This is a genomic window from Shewanella sp. MF05913, assembly GCF_059758095.1.
Genome location: NZ_JCAYNT010000014.1, coordinates 115,196 through 131,350, shown reverse-complemented (window position 1 = coordinate 131,350; position 16,155 = coordinate 115,196). Strand labels below are relative to the sequence as shown.

Here is a 16,155-nt window from a genome sequence, read left to right as displayed (position 1 = left end):
TCACCCGTCCGCCGCTCGTCAGCAAAGTAAGCAAGCTTACTTCCTGTTACCGCTCGACTTGCATGTGTTAGGCCTGCCGCCAGCGTTCAATCTGAGCCATGATCAAACTCTTCAATTAAAGTTTTTTGAGACAAAGTCTCGGCTCAATGAATTCTGATTTCATTTTATAAACTCGGAAGAATCTATAAAACGTTTGTACATATTACTATGAACACTCATCATCGCATTGAGTTTAAATTTTTTGATTGCCTACATTCCGAAGAACAAGAAGACAATTTCGAATAACTCAATACCTGTGAATGTCCACACAGATTTCTTGTTTAGATTGTTAAAGAGCGTACTAATACCAAAAGAATCAATCTTTCGCTTAGTGGCCGTTGACGCTAGGTCCTTGGCTTGGGCTGCGTATTCTACGCTTTCCCGTCTTGGCGTCAAGTGTTTTTTCAAACTTTCTTTTCGCCTTGAACTCAGTGTTAATAACCACTTCATTCAACCCAACCCGGTGACCGCTTTCGCTGTCTGCCGTGTCAGTGGATGCGCATTATAGGCACCATGAGATTTAGTGCAACCCCTTTTTGGGCTATTTTATTGAAAAAGGGTTTAAGCGAACACTAATCAAACAAAAGCGTGTATATCCGGTTAAAAAGTCAACATAACAGCCAGTATTCATATCTAGATATGCTTTTCTTGTTGTTGTATTGCCTAGGTTTGCTGATGAAAGGTTTGCGGTTTAATTATTGATGCGCCGTCAATATGCACCTTTGATTAACTGCGGGCTTCGCGCAGTGCTACTAACCCTGCCTCCATTGCGCGGTTATTTGTATAAGCATGAGTGAGGTTTACTCCAATTGGCATCATGTTTATACACACTCAATAGTACAAAGCTGTTTATCGCGATGAGTAAAAAGCTATTTTAAGCGGGATTAACGATAATACTGCGAGAGGATGGTAAAACGTTTGAGACCCTAGGGTTTGTGACAGGCGATGAATAGCGCTTTTTGATAAGCGCTATTCATCTTAAAGATAAAACAATGTTACTGCTATGGGTAAGCTGCTATTCAGCTTTATCTTTAGTCGATGTTGATTCAATGTTGTTGATGTCGCCTTCATCTACACTGTCTCGTGGCTGCTCATCTTTATTACTGCTTACGACTGTGTCACCAAGAACATGTTCTACTTTTAACTTTTTAATGGTTTTAATCGTAATAAATGGCCCTGACAGTGCGTATAGATAAAAGCTTAAACACAAGATAATTGCAGGTTCGACTGATATCACGACAAAAATGCCCACCAGCAATAGCATCACAATAAAATTAACTTTACCTCGCCAGTCTACTTCTTTGAATGAATGATACCTAAAGTTACTCACCATCAATAACCCGGCCAATGCTGTGATAAAAGCGGCGATATAGCTAATATCGGTTGGATCGACTTCATATTTACTGCCGCTCCAGATACTTCCTGCAATTAATGCTGCAGCAGCTGGACTTGCAAGCCCTTGGAAATAGCGTTTATCAGCGACCCCCACTTGAGTGTTAAAACGAGCTAATCTTAATGCTGCACATGCACAATAGATAAATGCAGCGAGCCAACCTATTTTACCTAAATCTTGCAAAGCCCAGTTATACACGAGTATCGCAGGAGCCATACCAAAAGACACCATATCTGCCATGCTGTCGTATTCTGCACCGAAATCACTTTGTGTATTGGTGAGTCTTGCGACTCTTCCGTCGAGTCCATCACAGATCATTGCAATAAAGATTGCTATTGCTGCTAATTCAAAGTGACTATTCATGGAAGCTATCACCGCATAGAAGCCAGAAAACAGGCCTGCTGTGGTAAATAAGTTAGGTAATAAGTAAATACCTTTATTTTTTGCTGTTTGATTTGATGAATTTTGCATACACTTTAAACAATATCTTTTAGATGTTGGATTTATATTCAAGATAGCATATTTTGAATCAATCAAGCATAGCGTCAATTTAGCCTTGGGAACTCACATGGGAATTTTTCGTTTAGTTACTAGTTTAGCCGTACTCGCGTTTAGCTGTTCTTTGTACTCCGCCACTATATATACCTGGGTAGATAAAGCAGGCGTAGTACATTACAGCCAACAACCGCCAAAAGATGTCGATGCCAAGAAAATTTTCACTGAAGATATGGAACCGGCAAAAATAGGGACAAGTACACCTCAGAGAAAAACGGAACAAAAGCCTGAGGAGTCTGAACTAGCTAAGTCTGCAAAAATCATTAATGAAAAAGACAAACAACAAGCTAATGATATTTGTGAGAGTGCTAAGCACAGCTTAAATGTACTAAAAACGCACACAGATTTAAGCCAACAAAACAAAGAAACCGGTGACACTTCAAAGTTAACCGAAGAGCAAAGACAAGCAGCGATAGCTGAAAACACAGAACGAGTTAAATTGTTTTGCAAGTAACCTAAAATGTTGAACGTTAGAAAATCAAAAGGGAGCGCAAGCTCCCTTTTTTGTTTTTACTTTCTTGCATTTGATATTAGTGATTATTGCTCAAACACTAACTGACCATTAACCACATCAACGTTAATCATCTTACCTGGCAACAATTGACCGCGAAGTAATTTTTGCGCTAATGGGTTTTCGACTTCCTGCTGCAATGCACGTTTTAATGGACGCGCACCATAAACAGGATCAAAGCCCGCTTCAGCAATGAATGACAATGCGGCATCGGTTAATTGGATATCAAACTCTTTCTCCACTAAACGTTTGCGCAGTAGTTCAAGTTGAATACTGGCAATATGCTTAATATTATCTGCATCTAATGGATGGAACACCACAGACTCATCGACACGGTTTAAAAACTCAGGACGGAAGTTTTGCATTACCACTTCCATTACGCTCTGCTTCATTTCATCATAAGTGGCTCGACCAAAGCTTTCTTGAATTCTGTCGGAGCCTAAGTTAGATGTCATGATGATAACGGTGTTTTTAAAATCAACCGTACGCCCCTGTCCATCCGTTAATCGTCCGTCATCTAACACTTGAAGCAGGATGTTAAACACATCTGGATGTGCTTTTTCAACTTCATCAAGCAAAATAACCGAATACGGTTTACGACGAACAGCTTCTGTTAAGTAACCGCCCTCTTCATAACCAACATATCCGGGAGGTGCACCCACTAGGCGTGAAACGGTATGTTTTTCCATGAATTCAGACATGTCGATGCGCACTAATGCCGATTCAGTATCAAACAAAAACTTAGCTAACGATTTACATAACTCCGTTTTACCGACACCCGTTGGACCGAGGAATAAAAATGAACCTATTGGACGTTGTGGATCGGCAAGCCCTGCACGACTTCGACGAATTGCATTAGACACTGCATCGACAGCTTCATTTTGGCCGATAACACGTTCATGCAATGCGTCTTCCATGTGCAATAATTTTTCTCGCTCACCTTCAAGCATTTTTGATACCGGAATACCGGTTGCTTTTGAGAGCACTTCAGCAATTTCAACGTCAGTGACTTTATTACGCAGTAAAGTCATGTCTTGCATTTCAGCTTGTGAGGCTAAATCAAGCTGCTTTTCAAGCTCAGGGATCCGTCCATATTGCAATTCAGACATACGAGTTAAATCACCTGCACGTCGAGCAACTTCCAGATCCATTCGAGCTTGCTCAAGATCGGCTTTAATATGTTGAGTTCCAGCTAATGCCGCTTTTTCGGTATGCCAGATCTCATTCATCTCAGTAGCATTGATTTCGACTTCTTTCAACTCATGTTGCAAAAAATCTAAACGTTTGCGGCTGGCTTCATCAGACTCTTTACTGAGTGCTTGCTCTTCCAATTTAAGTTGAATCGCACGGCGTTCTAATCGGTCAAGCGCTTCGGGCTTAGAATCTATCTGCATTCTAATACTTGAAGCCGCTTCATCAATTAAGTCGATTGCTTTGTCGGGCAATTTTCTATCAGAAATATAACGATGTGACATCGTCGCTGCAGCAACAATGGCAGGATCGGTAATTTCCACATGATGATGCAACTCATAACGCTCTTTTAATCCACGTAAAATGGCAATCGTGTCTTCAACGCTAGGCTCATCGACTATCACTTTTTGAAAACGACGCTCTAGTGCGGCATCTTTCTCAATATATTGGCGGTATTCATCCAGTGTGGTTGCGCCGACACAATGTAAATCGCCACGTGCTAAAGCAGGTTTTAACATATTGCCCGCATCCATTGCGCCCTCGCCTTTACCGGCGCCGACCATGGTATGCAGTTCATCAATAAAGAGGATGACTTGACCTTCTTCTTGAGACAATTCATTTAATACCGCTTTTAAGCGCTCTTCGAACTCACCGCGATATTTAGCTCCCGCAATTAACGAGCCCATGTCTAATGATAAAACACGTTTGTTTTTAATCCCTTCAGGGACTTCACCATTCACAATACGTTGTGCTAATCCTTCAACTATCGCGGTTTTACCAACACCAGGCTCACCAATTAACACCGGATTATTTTTCGTGCGGCGTTGCAGAACTTGAATTGTGCGGCGAATTTCTTCATCACGGCCAATCACAGGGTCTAACTTTCCTTGCTCGGCTCGCTCAGTTAAATCAACGGTAAACTTTTTCAACGCTTGGCGTTGATCTTCTGCGTTAGGATCATCCACTTTTTGGCCGCCGCGCATGTCTTCAATGGTTTTTTCCATTAATTCTTTGCTCGCACCAGAATCTTTTAGCGCTTTTGACAGCGCATCGTTACCTTCTAATGCAGCTAACACAAATAGCTCTGATGAAATGTATTTGTCTTTACGTTTTTGCGCCAGCTTGTCGCACAAGTTAAGTAAGCGGATTAATCCTTGAGATAATTGAACATCTCCGCCGGTGCCATCTACCTGAGGAAAACGTTCTAATTCTTGAGTAACGGCAGAACGAAGCGCGCTAACGCGGATCCCTGCTTGCGTTAACAGTGGATGTATTGAGCCAGAATCTTGATTTAATAGCGCCATCATTAAGTGAATGGGTTCGATAAATTGGTGATCGCGCCCCAAAGCTAATGACTGGGCATCAGAAATGGCAATTTGAAACTTATTAGTCATACGATCGAGTCTCATATAACCTCCTAGGATCTGATACTTATTGAGTGGGAAATTAATTCAGAAATGAATAATCTGTTAACTTAAAGATGGGGGCAATTAATGTGATTTCAAGCTTAAAACTTAATCTAGATCAATAAATCGTTTGTTTTTTGAACTTAAACGCATTGTTAAGATTTTAGCCAAATAAACGAAGCCATACGGCCGGTTTGTTGATCGCGACGATACGAAAAATAGTTAGGGTCGTTAAAAGTACACACATTAGCATTGAATACTTGCGACACACCCATTTGCGATAAACGTAGCGTTGCAAGACCAGCCAAATCAGCAAGGTACTTATTATGGTGAAGCATAAAGTATCGCGAAGCTTGAGGGTGTTTTTGCATAAAAGCATCACGCACTTCCGCGCCAACTTCAAAAGCATCTGGTCCAATTGCGGGGCCAAGATAAGCGATTAATTCTGCCCGGGGGGAACTAAATAAGGCAACCGTTTGCTCAATCACACCAGCGCAAAGGCCGCGCCACCCAGCATGCACAGCTGCAACTTCAGTACCTTGTTTATTACATAACAACACAGGTAAACAATCTGCTGTCATGACGACACAAACATCACCCACTTTATTACTGTAACTTGCATCTGCTTTGATCGGTGAAAGACTTGTCGAATCGATTAACGATTCATTTCGTGCTCGATGCGGCATATTCACCACATCAACACCATGCACTTGGTCAAGCCACAATGGTTCGGTGGGTAACGCTAGTTGTTGGCATAACGCAGCACGATTAGCTAAAACATGTTGATGATTATCACCAACATGCAACCCTAAATTTAAACTGTCGAATGGCGGTAAACTATAACCGCCATGTCGATCTGTCATCGCAATTGCGACATTATCGGGTAAGGACCAATCGTGCTTAAGCACTATAAATACTCGATAGGATTTAACAGAGTATCTTCACGCAATGCTTTTGTTAGCTCAACCATGTCATCAGGGATCGGCGCATGCCAAGTCATGATTTCACAGGTAAATGGATGAGCAAGTTCTAAACGTACTGCATGCAGCGCCTGGCGGTTAAAGTTTTTGAGTAGATCAAAAAACTCTGCGCTGGCATTTTTAGGGGGTCTTGGACGACCGCCGTATACTGGGTCGCCAACTAAAACATGACCAATATGTGCCATGTGCACACGAATTTGGTGAGTACGACCGGTTTCAAGACGCAAACGTAAACGAGTATGAGCACGGAATTTTTCAGCAACACGGTAATGTGTCACCGAAGGACGACCACCATGAATTACCGCCATTTGTGTCCGTCTTGTCGCATGACGTTCAATGGGTTCATCTACCGTGCCACCCGCCGTCATCGTGCCAAGAACCACTGCTTCATATTCACGTACGATATCGCGCGCTTGCAATGCTGCAACCAAATGAGTTTGTGCTTCAACCGTTTTAGCCACAACCATCAAACCTGTTGTATCTTTATCTAAACGATGGACAATACCGGCTCTTGGTACATGTTCAATATCGGGGCAATGATGCAATAACGCATTCATTAATGTGCCATCGGCATTACCCGCACCAGGGTGAACAACTAAACCCGCTTGCTTATTTACAACAAGAATATGATCGTCTTCATAAATAATATTTAAGTCGATATCTTGCGCCTTAGCACGCACTTCTTCTTCAAGTGTGGCTGCAACTTCTATCAACTGAGACTCGAAAACCTTTTCCCGTGGCTTGTCGACTGTGATACCGTCAACAGTAATTGCACCAGATAGGATCCATTCCTTGATGCGTGTGCGCGAGTAGTCAGGGAACAAACCAGCTAATGCTTGGTCTAATCTCAGACCGGTTTGTGTTGCTGTTATCTCGCTTTTTAGATTAATCTCTTGTGTCATAGGAACCGTACCCCAGTTTAGGGGTCCAAAGTGAATGTGCTATCTGTTACAATCGGATGTTTTCTATTTTACCGTGAAATGGAAAAATTCTTAACAACAACTTAAAAAGAATTGAATTCAAGTATGTATAAATTTGCCCAAGGTGCCGCCCTAGTATTACTTTCACTGGCTTTAACAGCCTGTAGTAGCAGTCCAGAAGAAGATGAATTTGCAAAAAAAGCATCTCCTGATCAGCTCTATACTCAAGCAAGAACATCAATGGAATTAGGGAATTACTCTAAAGCCGTGCGTTCGCTTGAAGCGTTAGATTCTCGTTATCCGTTTGGTCCGCACAAAACTCAAGTTCAATTAGACTTGATTTATGCGTATTACAAAATGGACGACGCTGCCTCAGGAATTGCTAACATTGATCGCTTTTTACGCCTCAATCCAACGCATCCCAATATTGATTACGTGCATTATATGCGTGGTTTGACCAATATGCAGGCAGATAATTATTTATTTCACGATTTAATGAATATCGATCGTACCGATCGCGACCCTAAAAATGCTCAAGATGCATTTAAAGATTTTGATCGCTTGATTAAATCTTACCCAAACAGTAAGTATGCGGCCGATGCACAGCATCGCATGCAGTTTCTGAAAAACCGTTTAGCGCAGTATTCTATTCAGGTCGCTGAGTATTATATCAAAATGAACGCATGGAGTGCAGCTGCAGTGCGTGCGCAAAACGTAATGGAAAAATTCCCTGGTACACCCGCAACAGAACGTGCATTAGAAATTATGTCTGAAGCATATGGTGAATTAGGCCAAGAGAAGTTACAACAACACATTAAAATGGTGATGAGAACTAACTTCCCAAACAATGAAATGTTAACGAACTAATCGAAGTTAACCTTAACATTGAATACTAATAACGCTCTTAGGAGCGTTTTTTTATGTCTGTAATGACATTGCCTTTGTCATAATCTATTCAGAACATCTCGTAAAACAGTCATTTTTATTCCAATGACGATAAATGCTTCAACGAAAAATATTTGAATCGTGGAAAATTTTTTTCGTGATTAATGCCACACAATGGATAAATTAACGCCGATACGGGCAAAATACGCTCAAACGAATCAATTTTTAAGATAAATAGTAAAAACCAGTTGACTCAACAGGTCAAAACCCTTTAAATTGCGTCCGTCGCCCGAATAGCTCAGTCGGTAGAGCAGAGGATTGAAAATCCTCGTGTCCCTGGTTCGATTCCGGGTTCGGGCACCATATATACATTGGTGGCTAACGCGACTAATAAAAGATTACAAAAAAGCCTCGCATTGCGAGGCTTTTTTGTTTTTAGCGATTAATGTTATACCAGTACAACCCAATTACATTGGTTCGATATAATCCACCATCAACTGCACTGTCTGGTTACCACGAAACTCATTCACATCAAGCTTATAAACAACCCTTGCCTGCTGGATCGTTGCGTCTGGCCAAATGGCTAAATCGATATTAAACGCAATACCATCGAGCATTAAGGTGCCACATGGCGTTTCAAGCAGTAATTTTAAATGCTTCTCACCCACAATACGTTGCTGAACCACTCTGAAAACACCATCAAATAACGGCTCTTCAAATGATTGCCCCCAAGGGCCAGCATTACGCAATACAAATGCCGTATCTAAGCTCATCAACTCTACAGCTAACTCACCATCAGACAATAACTCACCGGTTAACTGCTCATAATCTAAAATATCTCGCACGGCATTATCATACGCTTGCTTAAACAGCTCAAATGCATCGGCTTTAAGCGATAAGCCTGCCGCCATAGCATGGCCACCAAACTTAATGATCATTCCAGGGTGCTGGCTATTGATGCGTTCAAGTAAATCACGCATGTGTAAGCCTTTAATTGAGCGAGCCGACCCTTTAATTTCACCTTCACCTGCATCGGCAAACGCAATCACAGGACGATGGTAGCGGTCTTTAATCCGTGATGCCAAAATACCAATCACACCTTGGTGCCAATCTTCTTGAAATATCGCAATGCCCCACGGTAAATCATCTTCATTAAGCGACACATTCTGTAAACTCTTAAGCGCCTCTTGTTGCATGCCGGTTTCCAGTTCGCGGCGCTCTTGGTTTAAGCCATCAAGCTCAGCAGCCATTCTTCTGGCTCGCATGATGTCATCACATAATAGCGTTTCCACCCCTAAGGCCATTTCATCTAAGCGCCCAGCAGCATTCAAACGGGGGCCAACAGCAAAGCCAAAGTCAGCTGCCACCATTTTTTCAGGACTGCGTTTGGCCACCTCAAGTAACGCAGTGATCCCCACACGACAACGGCCACTTCTTACCCGCTGTAAACCCGCATTCACCAATATACGGTTATTGGCATCTAGCGACACCACATCAGCAACGGTGCCCAGCGCAACTATGTCTAATAGTGTGCCTAAATTGGGCTCAGCAATATCATGTTGTTGATACCAATTGCGTTGTCGTAACTCTGCCCGCAATGCCGACATTAAATAAAAGGCCACACCGACACCAGCTATAGACTTACTGGCAAATTCACACCCTGGTTGATTAGGATTCACTATCACATCAGCATTAGGCAGTGTTTTACCCGGTAGGTGATGATCGGTTACTACCACCTGCATGCCAAGCAACTTAGCCGCAGCAACACCTTCAATGGATGAAATACCGTTATCCACAGTAATGAGCATATCTGCTGCTTTTGAATAGGCCACAGCAACAATCTCAGGACTTAGGCCGTAACCATAATCAAACCGATTAGGGATTAAATAATCGACTTTTTTAGCGCCCATCATCCTTAACGCCAACATACATACGCTAGTAGATGTTGCACCGTCGGCATCAAAGTCACCGACAATTAATATCGACTTCTCGGCCGCGATGGCATCAGCAATTAACACTGCTGCCTCAGACAAGCCTTTCATGGTTTCAGGACGAAGTAACTTCGTTAACACTAATTCGCAGTCTGCCTCTGTTACACCACGACGAGCATAAAGTTGCTTTAAAAAAGGGGGTAATGCAGAAGGTAAATGCGAATCATCAACCTGAGGACGACGGACTATTTTGTGTGACAAAGAAACAACCTTATTCGAACAATGAGTCAATCAGCTCAGTTTTAATATGATAATTAAATAATAAAATCACGGCTTAGCTTGTCTGACTCACTGACATAAATTGAATTAAAATGAATAACAAAAAGGTGAGCCTAGGCTCACCTTTAATTTTACGCAGTTAATAACGGCATGACGATAGAATTAAAGACTTGCTTCAATGGTTCGTAACAAGTCAGCAGGTGATTGATATCCTGGCACCATAGTTCCGTTTTCTAACACTAGCGCAGGAGTACCATTAATGCCAAACGACTGGCCTAACTGATACTGCTTTGTAATATCGATATCACAGCTTGCTGCTTTAACATTGCCACCATTTTTGGCTTCTGTCATCGCTTTAAGCGGATCTTTTGCACACCATACCGCTTGCATTTCATCAGCGTTTGCAGAGGGTACACCCGCACGCGGGTAAGCTAAATAACGAACGGTAATCCCTAAATCGTTATACCCTTGCATTTGGTTGTGTAACTTACGGCAATAGCCGCAATCAACGTCTGTAAATACAGTAATAACATGTTTTTCATCTTTGGCTTTGTAGACCAACATGTCTTTTTCAAATGGCTTAAGCATTTCTAAACGCGGACCGGCTAATGCAGCCTCGGTTAAGTTTTTCATGCCCTGCTCTAAGTCGTACAAATTTCCGTGAAATAGCTTAGTGCCATCTTTAGTCACATAAAGCACGCCACGGTCGGTCAACACTTGATAAAGACCATCGACAGGAGAAGATTGGATCAGCGAAACATTCACACCCAAGGTGTCGGTCAGTTTCTGCTTTAAAGCAGATTCGTTTGGTACATCAGTTGCGGGTGCAGCAGACACAATAGGTGCAATAACAATACTGACAGCGAGGGCAAATGCTTTGGTTAACTTCATGATAATTCCTAAATTACACAGGTTCAAAATGTATAGACCCGACTTCGTAAGCAAAACTTACAGATTTAATTAAATGAACGCAACAAATACTCAAAATCTTAAATGTAAGGATTTGAAACCTCACAAGCACAGCTAACCACGGGGATGATGCTGACTATGCAGTTGCTGCAATCGCACTTTAGCCACGTGAGTATAAATTTGCGTCGTTGATAAATCACTGTGACCGAGCAGTAACTGTACCACACGTAAGTCGGCACCATGATTCAATAGATGAGTAGCAAATGCATGGCGCAATGTGTGTGGCGACAAATGACACGAAATCCCAGCCCGAGAAGCATAAAGCTTAATACGATGCCAAAAGGTTTGCCGCGTCATCATTTGCCCACGCCGAGATGGGAACACCACATCAGATTGCTTCATATGTAATAATTCGCCCCGAGCAAAACGCATATATTGCTCAACTTCTGCTACCGCTAACTCTCCCAGTGGCACTAAACGCTCTTTTCCCCCTTTTCCAACCACCCTAACTAACCCTTGGCGTAAACTAATTTGCTCCATTGTTAAGCTTACCAATTCGGTTACCCGTAAACCGGTAGCATAGAGCAGTTCTAACATCGCTTTATCACGGCATTCGATTGGGTCGTCACTGTTAGGCTCTGCCAGTAAACTGTCGATTTGAGCTTCTGACAAAGAATCGGGTAATTGACGCGCTAATTTGGGAGATTTGATAAGCGCAGTAGGATCTTCACTGACCAACGCCTTAACCAACAAATAACCGTAAAATCGACGAACACTACTTAACATTCTTGCGGTGCTGCTTTTAGCAAAATTTTGTTCAAACCGTGCCGTTAAATAGTCGCGCAACAAGCCTTGGTCGACAGTTAATAAATCAACGCCTTGAGCTAACATGAAGCGCTCAACATGTTGTAAGTCAGTTCGGTATGAAGCCAAGGTATTGTCACTTAACCCTTTGGTTGACCAAAGGTCATCTAAAAATTGGTTAATTAACGGATTGGGCTGATATGCAGGTTTAACCAAAATAAAGTCTCAAACTGGGTAAAAAAAACGACGTTAGATAAAATATCATAACGTCGTCTTATTGTTTGCCTTTATTCACTTACAGTGTGAACGTTGGCCCATGGCTATCGCTAAATTTTACGCAGTGGCAGCATTGTTTTTAGGTAAAAACAAACATACTAAAGCTGTTAGTGCTGTAGGCAATAACCACGCCATGCCTTCTCTATGCAATGGCATAAAATCTAGGAAACTCATGTCCATACCGGCAGTTTGTAAGCCGTCAAATATACCAAAAAATAGCGCCACACTTAAAATAACCCGATGCGAAAACGCAGGACGGGCAAAACGTTCCGTTAAAAATGTTACCAATACGAGGGCAATCGCCACCGGGTAGATGGTCATTAATACCGGAATGCTGATACTGATTAATTGCGCCAAACCAACGTTTGCAACAGTGGCACAAATTGCGCTTAAAACGACGACTAACAGCTTATATGACAAGCTAGGCATGAGTTCATTGAAAAATTCAGAACATGCTGTCACTAAACCTACCGCGGTGGTTAAACAAGCCAAAGTCACCACAATCGACAACATTAACGAGCCGATACTGCCAAAATGATGGGTAACATAGTTTGTTAATATTTGACCGCCGTTATCAGCACCAATCGCAAAATCACCCGCTGAGGCACCAAGATAAAATAGAGATACATAAACAAAAGCCAAACCACCTGCGGCAATAAAAGCGGCTCTCACTAGGTATTTCGTTTGATCCGCCGCGTCGTTAACGCCTTTTTTACGCAGCAAATCAATAATCAACATACCAAACATCAACGATGCCAGGGTATCCATGGTGTTGTAACCTTCAATAATCCCTTTGGTGAGTGGGCTATTGATGTATTCGCCAACCGGTTGATTCACTTCAAATCCCGGTAAAATAATCACTGAACTGGCTAAACTGACTAATAACAAAATCAAAATAGGTGTCAGCACCTTACCCACGTTATCAAGTAACTTACCTGGAAATAACGACAAGACCATCACGATAGAGAAGAACACTAAGGTGTAGATAAGTTGGGCGATATTAAACTCTTTACCACCTAACATCATGAGTGCATCAGGATTGGAGATAAACGGTCTGGCACCAATTTCAAATGCAACCAAACCCGTACGCGGGGCAGCAAATGCAGGGCCAATAATGATGTAAATCGCAATTGCTAATGCTGTGGCGGCAAAGGTTGGCAATAACGCCATCACTTTACCGTTGGCTTTTGCTACGGCAATCAAACCAATCAGTGGCATACCCACCGCGGTAATCAAAAAACCGAGCATGGCAAACGACATATTCTCGCCTGCTAGCATTCCTGCGAAGGGAGGAAAAATTAAGTTACCTGCGCCTAAAAAAAACGCAAAGGTCATAAACCCTAACCCTAGCGTATCGGTAAAACTCATCTTGGTTGTTTGCACTACTCGCCTCTTTTTATTGTTATGTTTTTTAACAAACCTAATTGATTATGCCTTAATTAGCTACTCCCGAGCGGAATGCCACTCAGATTTGTAAAGTTAAAAATACACTTTTAAATAGTAAAATCTGCTTTAACAATGACCAAAAACGAGCACTAAGCCCAGTTATAGAAGCCACATCCTTGTCAAAATGGCTTAACTTAGACTTTTTACTCAATTTTATTGGTATTAAGTGGCCAAACTAATATCAAACATCGCCAGACCACACAAGCTTTGGCCGCTGAAATAATAAAAATAACCGTTTTATGCTGAATTTATGTCAACACTTGTCTACATAATAGCCAAACCATCATATTTACGTCATTTTTGTATAACATAATCTCAACCCTTAATTGTGGTAGATCATTTAACCGACGACATCACAATCCAAAGCGATTATGATCTCAGTTAACGATTTCATTAACCAATCCATTACAGCTTACCTATGTCTTTTACGTTTAAACAATTCCATATCGATGATGAACAATGTGGTATGGCAGTCAGTACTGACGCCGTTATTCTTGGCGCGTGGGCAGAACTCACCCAATCTCAGTATATTCTTGATATTGGTGCTGGCAGTGGCTTACTCAGTTTAATGGCAGCCCAGCGCAGCCCTGAGCAAACTCACATTACTGCAGTCGAGTTAGACACCGCGGCAGCTAACGCCTGTAAACATAATATTGAACAAAGTCCTTGGCCGCAGAAAGTCCAATTATTTCATGGTGCAATTCAAGACTACCAACAACAATTTGATAAAAGTATCACGCCTTTATTCGATCATATCATTTGTAATCCGCCCTATTTTGAACAAGGCACACAAGCCAAAAATAGCGCCCGTGCCGATGCAAGGCATACCAATACCTTGTCTTTTGCAGAGTTACAAAAAGCAATCAGTCAGTTGCTTGCACCTCAAGGCAATGCCAGTATTATTTTACCGCAACAAAGTTTAGCGAGTTTTATTCAGCAGCTCGATGGCCATGGTTTGTTTGTAGCAAAGCACCTTGAGATAATCAGTGCAGAAGGCAAATCGCCAAATCGTTCAATTTTGGTGATACAACATGCCTTAACAACAGAGCGACAAACATCCGAAAACACCAGCAAAACACAATATCTACAAATGGCGATACGTAATAAACAATCGGGATACAGCCAAACGATGATAGATTTATGCCGCCCATTCTACTTAAAGCTTTAGCCTGTTGATTAGGTCAGTTATAATACTCAACTATTTTTCAGCGAGACCAGCGCATGCAATTTGAAGATTTCCAGCTCGACCCTAGCTTATTAGAGTCACTCAGGGCCATGGGACATAACACCCCAACCACTATTCAACAGCAAACCATTCCATTGGCCATGGATCAGCGGGATATTTTAGCGCGTGCGCCAACCGGTACCGGTAAAACAGCCAGTTTTTTACTGCCAGCATTACAACACCTTATCGACTTCCCTCGCCGCTTTGAAGGCCAGGCGCGTATTTTGGTATTAACACCAACACGCGAATTAGCCAGTCAAATTCACCGTTATGCGAGCCATTTAGCGACGGGGCTTGATCTTAATATTGTGATTATTACGGGTGGGGTGCCGTACGGCCCACAAGAAGAAGCGCTTGAAGATAACGTTGATTTATTAATCGCCACGCCTGGTCGATTGATGGAATATCTAGACAAAGATAAGTTTGATGCGACTGAAGTTGAAATTTTAATCATCGACGAAGCAGACCGCATGCTAGATATGGGATTCTCATCAGTAGTGCAAACCATTGCGATTGAAGCCCAAGGCCGTAAGCAGAACATGTTATTTTCTGCAACCTTAGAAGGTAATGGTGTTAATCGATTTGCGCGTGAATTGTTAAACGACCCTGTCGTTGTCGATGTTGAATCACCACGCAGCGAAAAAGCTAAAGTGCACCAGTGGATTCACCTTGCTGATGATAATGCACACAAATTTGCGTTGCTTTGCCACATTTTGCGCCAAGAAAACGTTACCCGCACCATTGTATTCGTTAAAACTCGAGAAATGGTCGCCAGCCTAGAAGGCTTATTGCTTAAAGCCAATATCCCTTGTGCTTTTATGCGTGGCGACATGGAACAGAAAAAACGTTTCCAAGCGTTAGGTAAGTTTTCAAAAGGCGAAGTGAATGTGTTGCTTGCAACCGACGTTGCCGCCCGAGGCATTGATGTTGACGACATTACCCATGTTATCAACTACGATATGCCACGTTCAGCCGATGCATATGTACACCGTATTGGCCGTACAGCACGTGCTGGCGCAAAAGGAACGGCGATTTCTTTAGTTGAAGCACATGACATGCGTATTGTGTCTAAAATTGAGCGTTACATTGAACTGCCACTTAAACGCCGTGTGATTGAAGAGCTTCGCCCTAAGCATAAAGAAGCTAAAGTGCCTGGTAAGAAAAAAGCCAACGCTAAAGATGCAAAAGTGAAGTCTAAGAAGTTTAAGAAAAAGTAATTTTTCACACTAAACTCACCGAAAAAAGCGAATTATTAAGTAATTCGCTTTTTTTATACCCTAAGTAAGATATACCACAGTTAACTAGACGCAATACGGAAAAAAATGTCAAGAAGTGTTAAATTATGCACAAAAAACACCCAACCAAAGGCGTGCACATAACCCTATGATTATTAATATATAACATT

General features: G+C 42.1%; 12 protein-coding genes, 1 tRNA gene and 1 rRNA gene. 5 read left to right on the top strand and 9 right to left on the bottom strand.

What is annotated here, in order from left to right:
* Both AC19MV_RS15945 and pssA read right to left on the bottom strand, forming a co-directional pair.
* Positions 1–118: ribosomal RNA gene (locus AC19MV_RS15945) — 16S ribosomal RNA — on the bottom strand; the annotation flags it as partial.
* A 936-nt stretch (positions 119–1,054) separates the two neighbouring features.
* Complete coding sequence (pssA, locus tag AC19MV_RS15940; RefSeq protein ID WP_498308775.1) at positions 1,055–1,903, bottom strand: CDP-diacylglycerol--serine O-phosphatidyltransferase; 849 nt, start codon at positions 1,901–1,903, stop codon at positions 1,055–1,057.
* 97 nt (positions 1,904–2,000) lie between these two features.
* Here pssA and AC19MV_RS15935 point away from each other — a divergent pair, with 97 nt between their 5' ends.
* Entirely contained in the window at positions 2,001–2,441 is a 441-nt protein-coding gene (locus tag AC19MV_RS15935; RefSeq protein WP_432402422.1) for a DUF4124 domain-containing protein, read from the top strand.
* Between the two features lie 83 nt (positions 2,442–2,524).
* Here AC19MV_RS15935 and clpB read toward each other — a convergent pair whose 3' ends face one another.
* The 3 genes from clpB to rluD form a co-directional block, all read right to left on the bottom strand.
* On the bottom strand, positions 2,525–5,098 hold the full coding sequence (gene clpB, locus AC19MV_RS15930) for an ATP-dependent chaperone ClpB (protein WP_498308773.1): 2,574 nt from the start codon (positions 5,096–5,098) through the stop codon (positions 2,525–2,527).
* A 152-nt stretch (positions 5,099–5,250) separates the two neighbouring features.
* The gene (pgeF, locus tag AC19MV_RS15925; protein ID WP_498308771.1) at positions 5,251–6,003 is read right to left on the bottom strand and encodes a peptidoglycan editing factor PgeF; all 753 of its coding nucleotides are present in this window, start codon (positions 6,001–6,003) and stop codon (positions 5,251–5,253) included.
* Positions 6,003–6,977: a 23S rRNA pseudouridine(1911/1915/1917) synthase RluD gene (gene rluD, locus AC19MV_RS15920; RefSeq protein ID WP_498308769.1), complete on the bottom strand. Its 975-nt coding sequence runs from the start codon at positions 6,975–6,977 to the stop codon at positions 6,003–6,005. Before rluD ends, pgeF begins: the two co-directional genes overlap by 1 nt.
* A 123-nt stretch (positions 6,978–7,100) precedes the next feature.
* Here rluD and AC19MV_RS15915 point away from each other — a divergent pair, with 123 nt between their 5' ends.
* Both AC19MV_RS15915 and AC19MV_RS15910 read left to right on the top strand, forming a co-directional pair.
* Positions 7,101–7,862, top strand: coding sequence for an outer membrane protein assembly factor BamD (locus tag AC19MV_RS15915; RefSeq protein ID WP_432402430.1), 762 nt, complete (start codon positions 7,101–7,103; stop codon positions 7,860–7,862).
* Positions 7,863–8,167: 305 nt separating this feature from the next.
* Positions 8,168–8,243: transfer RNA gene (locus AC19MV_RS15910), tRNA-Phe, on the top strand.
* A gap of 104 nt (positions 8,244–8,347) precedes the next feature.
* Here AC19MV_RS15910 and recJ read toward each other — a convergent pair.
* The 4 genes from recJ to brnQ all read right to left on the bottom strand — a co-directional run bounded on the left by recJ (position 8,348) and on the right by brnQ (position 13,462).
* Positions 8,348–10,072 (bottom strand): single-stranded-DNA-specific exonuclease RecJ, encoded by a 1,725-nt coding sequence (gene recJ, locus AC19MV_RS15905; RefSeq protein WP_498308768.1) that lies wholly within the window; start codon positions 10,070–10,072, stop codon positions 8,348–8,350.
* A 180-nt stretch (positions 10,073–10,252) separates the two neighbouring features.
* Positions 10,253–10,981 carry a bifunctional protein-disulfide isomerase/oxidoreductase DsbC gene (gene dsbC / locus AC19MV_RS15900; RefSeq protein WP_432402434.1) on the bottom strand — a complete coding sequence of 243 codons (729 nt, stop codon included), beginning with the start codon at positions 10,979–10,981 and terminating at the stop codon, positions 10,253–10,255.
* 132 nt (positions 10,982–11,113) lie between these two features.
* The gene (xerD, locus tag AC19MV_RS15895; RefSeq protein ID WP_498308766.1) at positions 11,114–12,019 is read right to left on the bottom strand and encodes a site-specific tyrosine recombinase XerD; all 906 of its coding nucleotides are present in this window, start codon (positions 12,017–12,019) and stop codon (positions 11,114–11,116) included.
* A 117-nt stretch (positions 12,020–12,136) separates the two neighbouring features.
* Positions 12,137–13,462, bottom strand: coding sequence for a branched-chain amino acid transport system II carrier protein (gene brnQ, locus AC19MV_RS15890; RefSeq protein WP_498308764.1), 1,326 nt, complete (start codon positions 13,460–13,462; stop codon positions 12,137–12,139).
* A 481-nt stretch (positions 13,463–13,943) separates the two neighbouring features.
* Between brnQ and AC19MV_RS15885 the strand changes: the two genes are divergently transcribed.
* Both AC19MV_RS15885 and srmB read left to right on the top strand, forming a co-directional pair.
* On the top strand, positions 13,944–14,693 hold the full coding sequence (locus AC19MV_RS15885; RefSeq protein ID WP_498308762.1) for a tRNA1(Val) (adenine(37)-N6)-methyltransferase: 750 nt from the start codon (positions 13,944–13,946) through the stop codon (positions 14,691–14,693).
* Between the two features lie 53 nt (positions 14,694–14,746).
* Positions 14,747–15,967: an ATP-dependent RNA helicase SrmB gene (gene srmB, locus AC19MV_RS15880; protein WP_432402440.1), complete on the top strand. Its 1,221-nt coding sequence runs from the start codon at positions 14,747–14,749 to the stop codon at positions 15,965–15,967.
* Positions 15,968–16,155: the final 188 nt, after the last annotated feature.

What these genes read in the sequence shown, in the direction of transcription:
- pssA (WP_498308775.1), bottom strand. Translation starts at nt 1,903, where the DNA reads ATGCAAAATTCATCAAATCAAACAGCAAAAAATAAAGGTATTTACTTA.
- AC19MV_RS15935 (WP_432402422.1), top strand. Translation starts at nt 2,001, where the DNA reads ATGGGAATTTTTCGTTTAGTTACTAGTTTAGCCGTACTCGCGTTTAGC.
- clpB (WP_498308773.1), bottom strand. Translation starts at nt 5,098, where the DNA reads ATGAGACTCGATCGTATGACTAATAAGTTTCAAATTGCCATTTCTGAT.
- rluD (WP_498308769.1), bottom strand. Translation starts at nt 6,977, where the DNA reads ATGACACAAGAGATTAATCTAAAAAGCGAGATAACAGCAACACAAACC.
- AC19MV_RS15915 (WP_432402430.1), top strand. Translation starts at nt 7,101, where the DNA reads ATGTATAAATTTGCCCAAGGTGCCGCCCTAGTATTACTTTCACTGGCT.
- dsbC (WP_432402434.1), bottom strand. Translation starts at nt 10,981, where the DNA reads ATGAAGTTAACCAAAGCATTTGCCCTCGCTGTCAGTATTGTTATTGCA.
- AC19MV_RS15885 (WP_498308762.1), top strand. Translation starts at nt 13,944, where the DNA reads ATGTCTTTTACGTTTAAACAATTCCATATCGATGATGAACAATGTGGT.
- srmB (WP_432402440.1), top strand. Translation starts at nt 14,747, where the DNA reads ATGCAATTTGAAGATTTCCAGCTCGACCCTAGCTTATTAGAGTCACTC.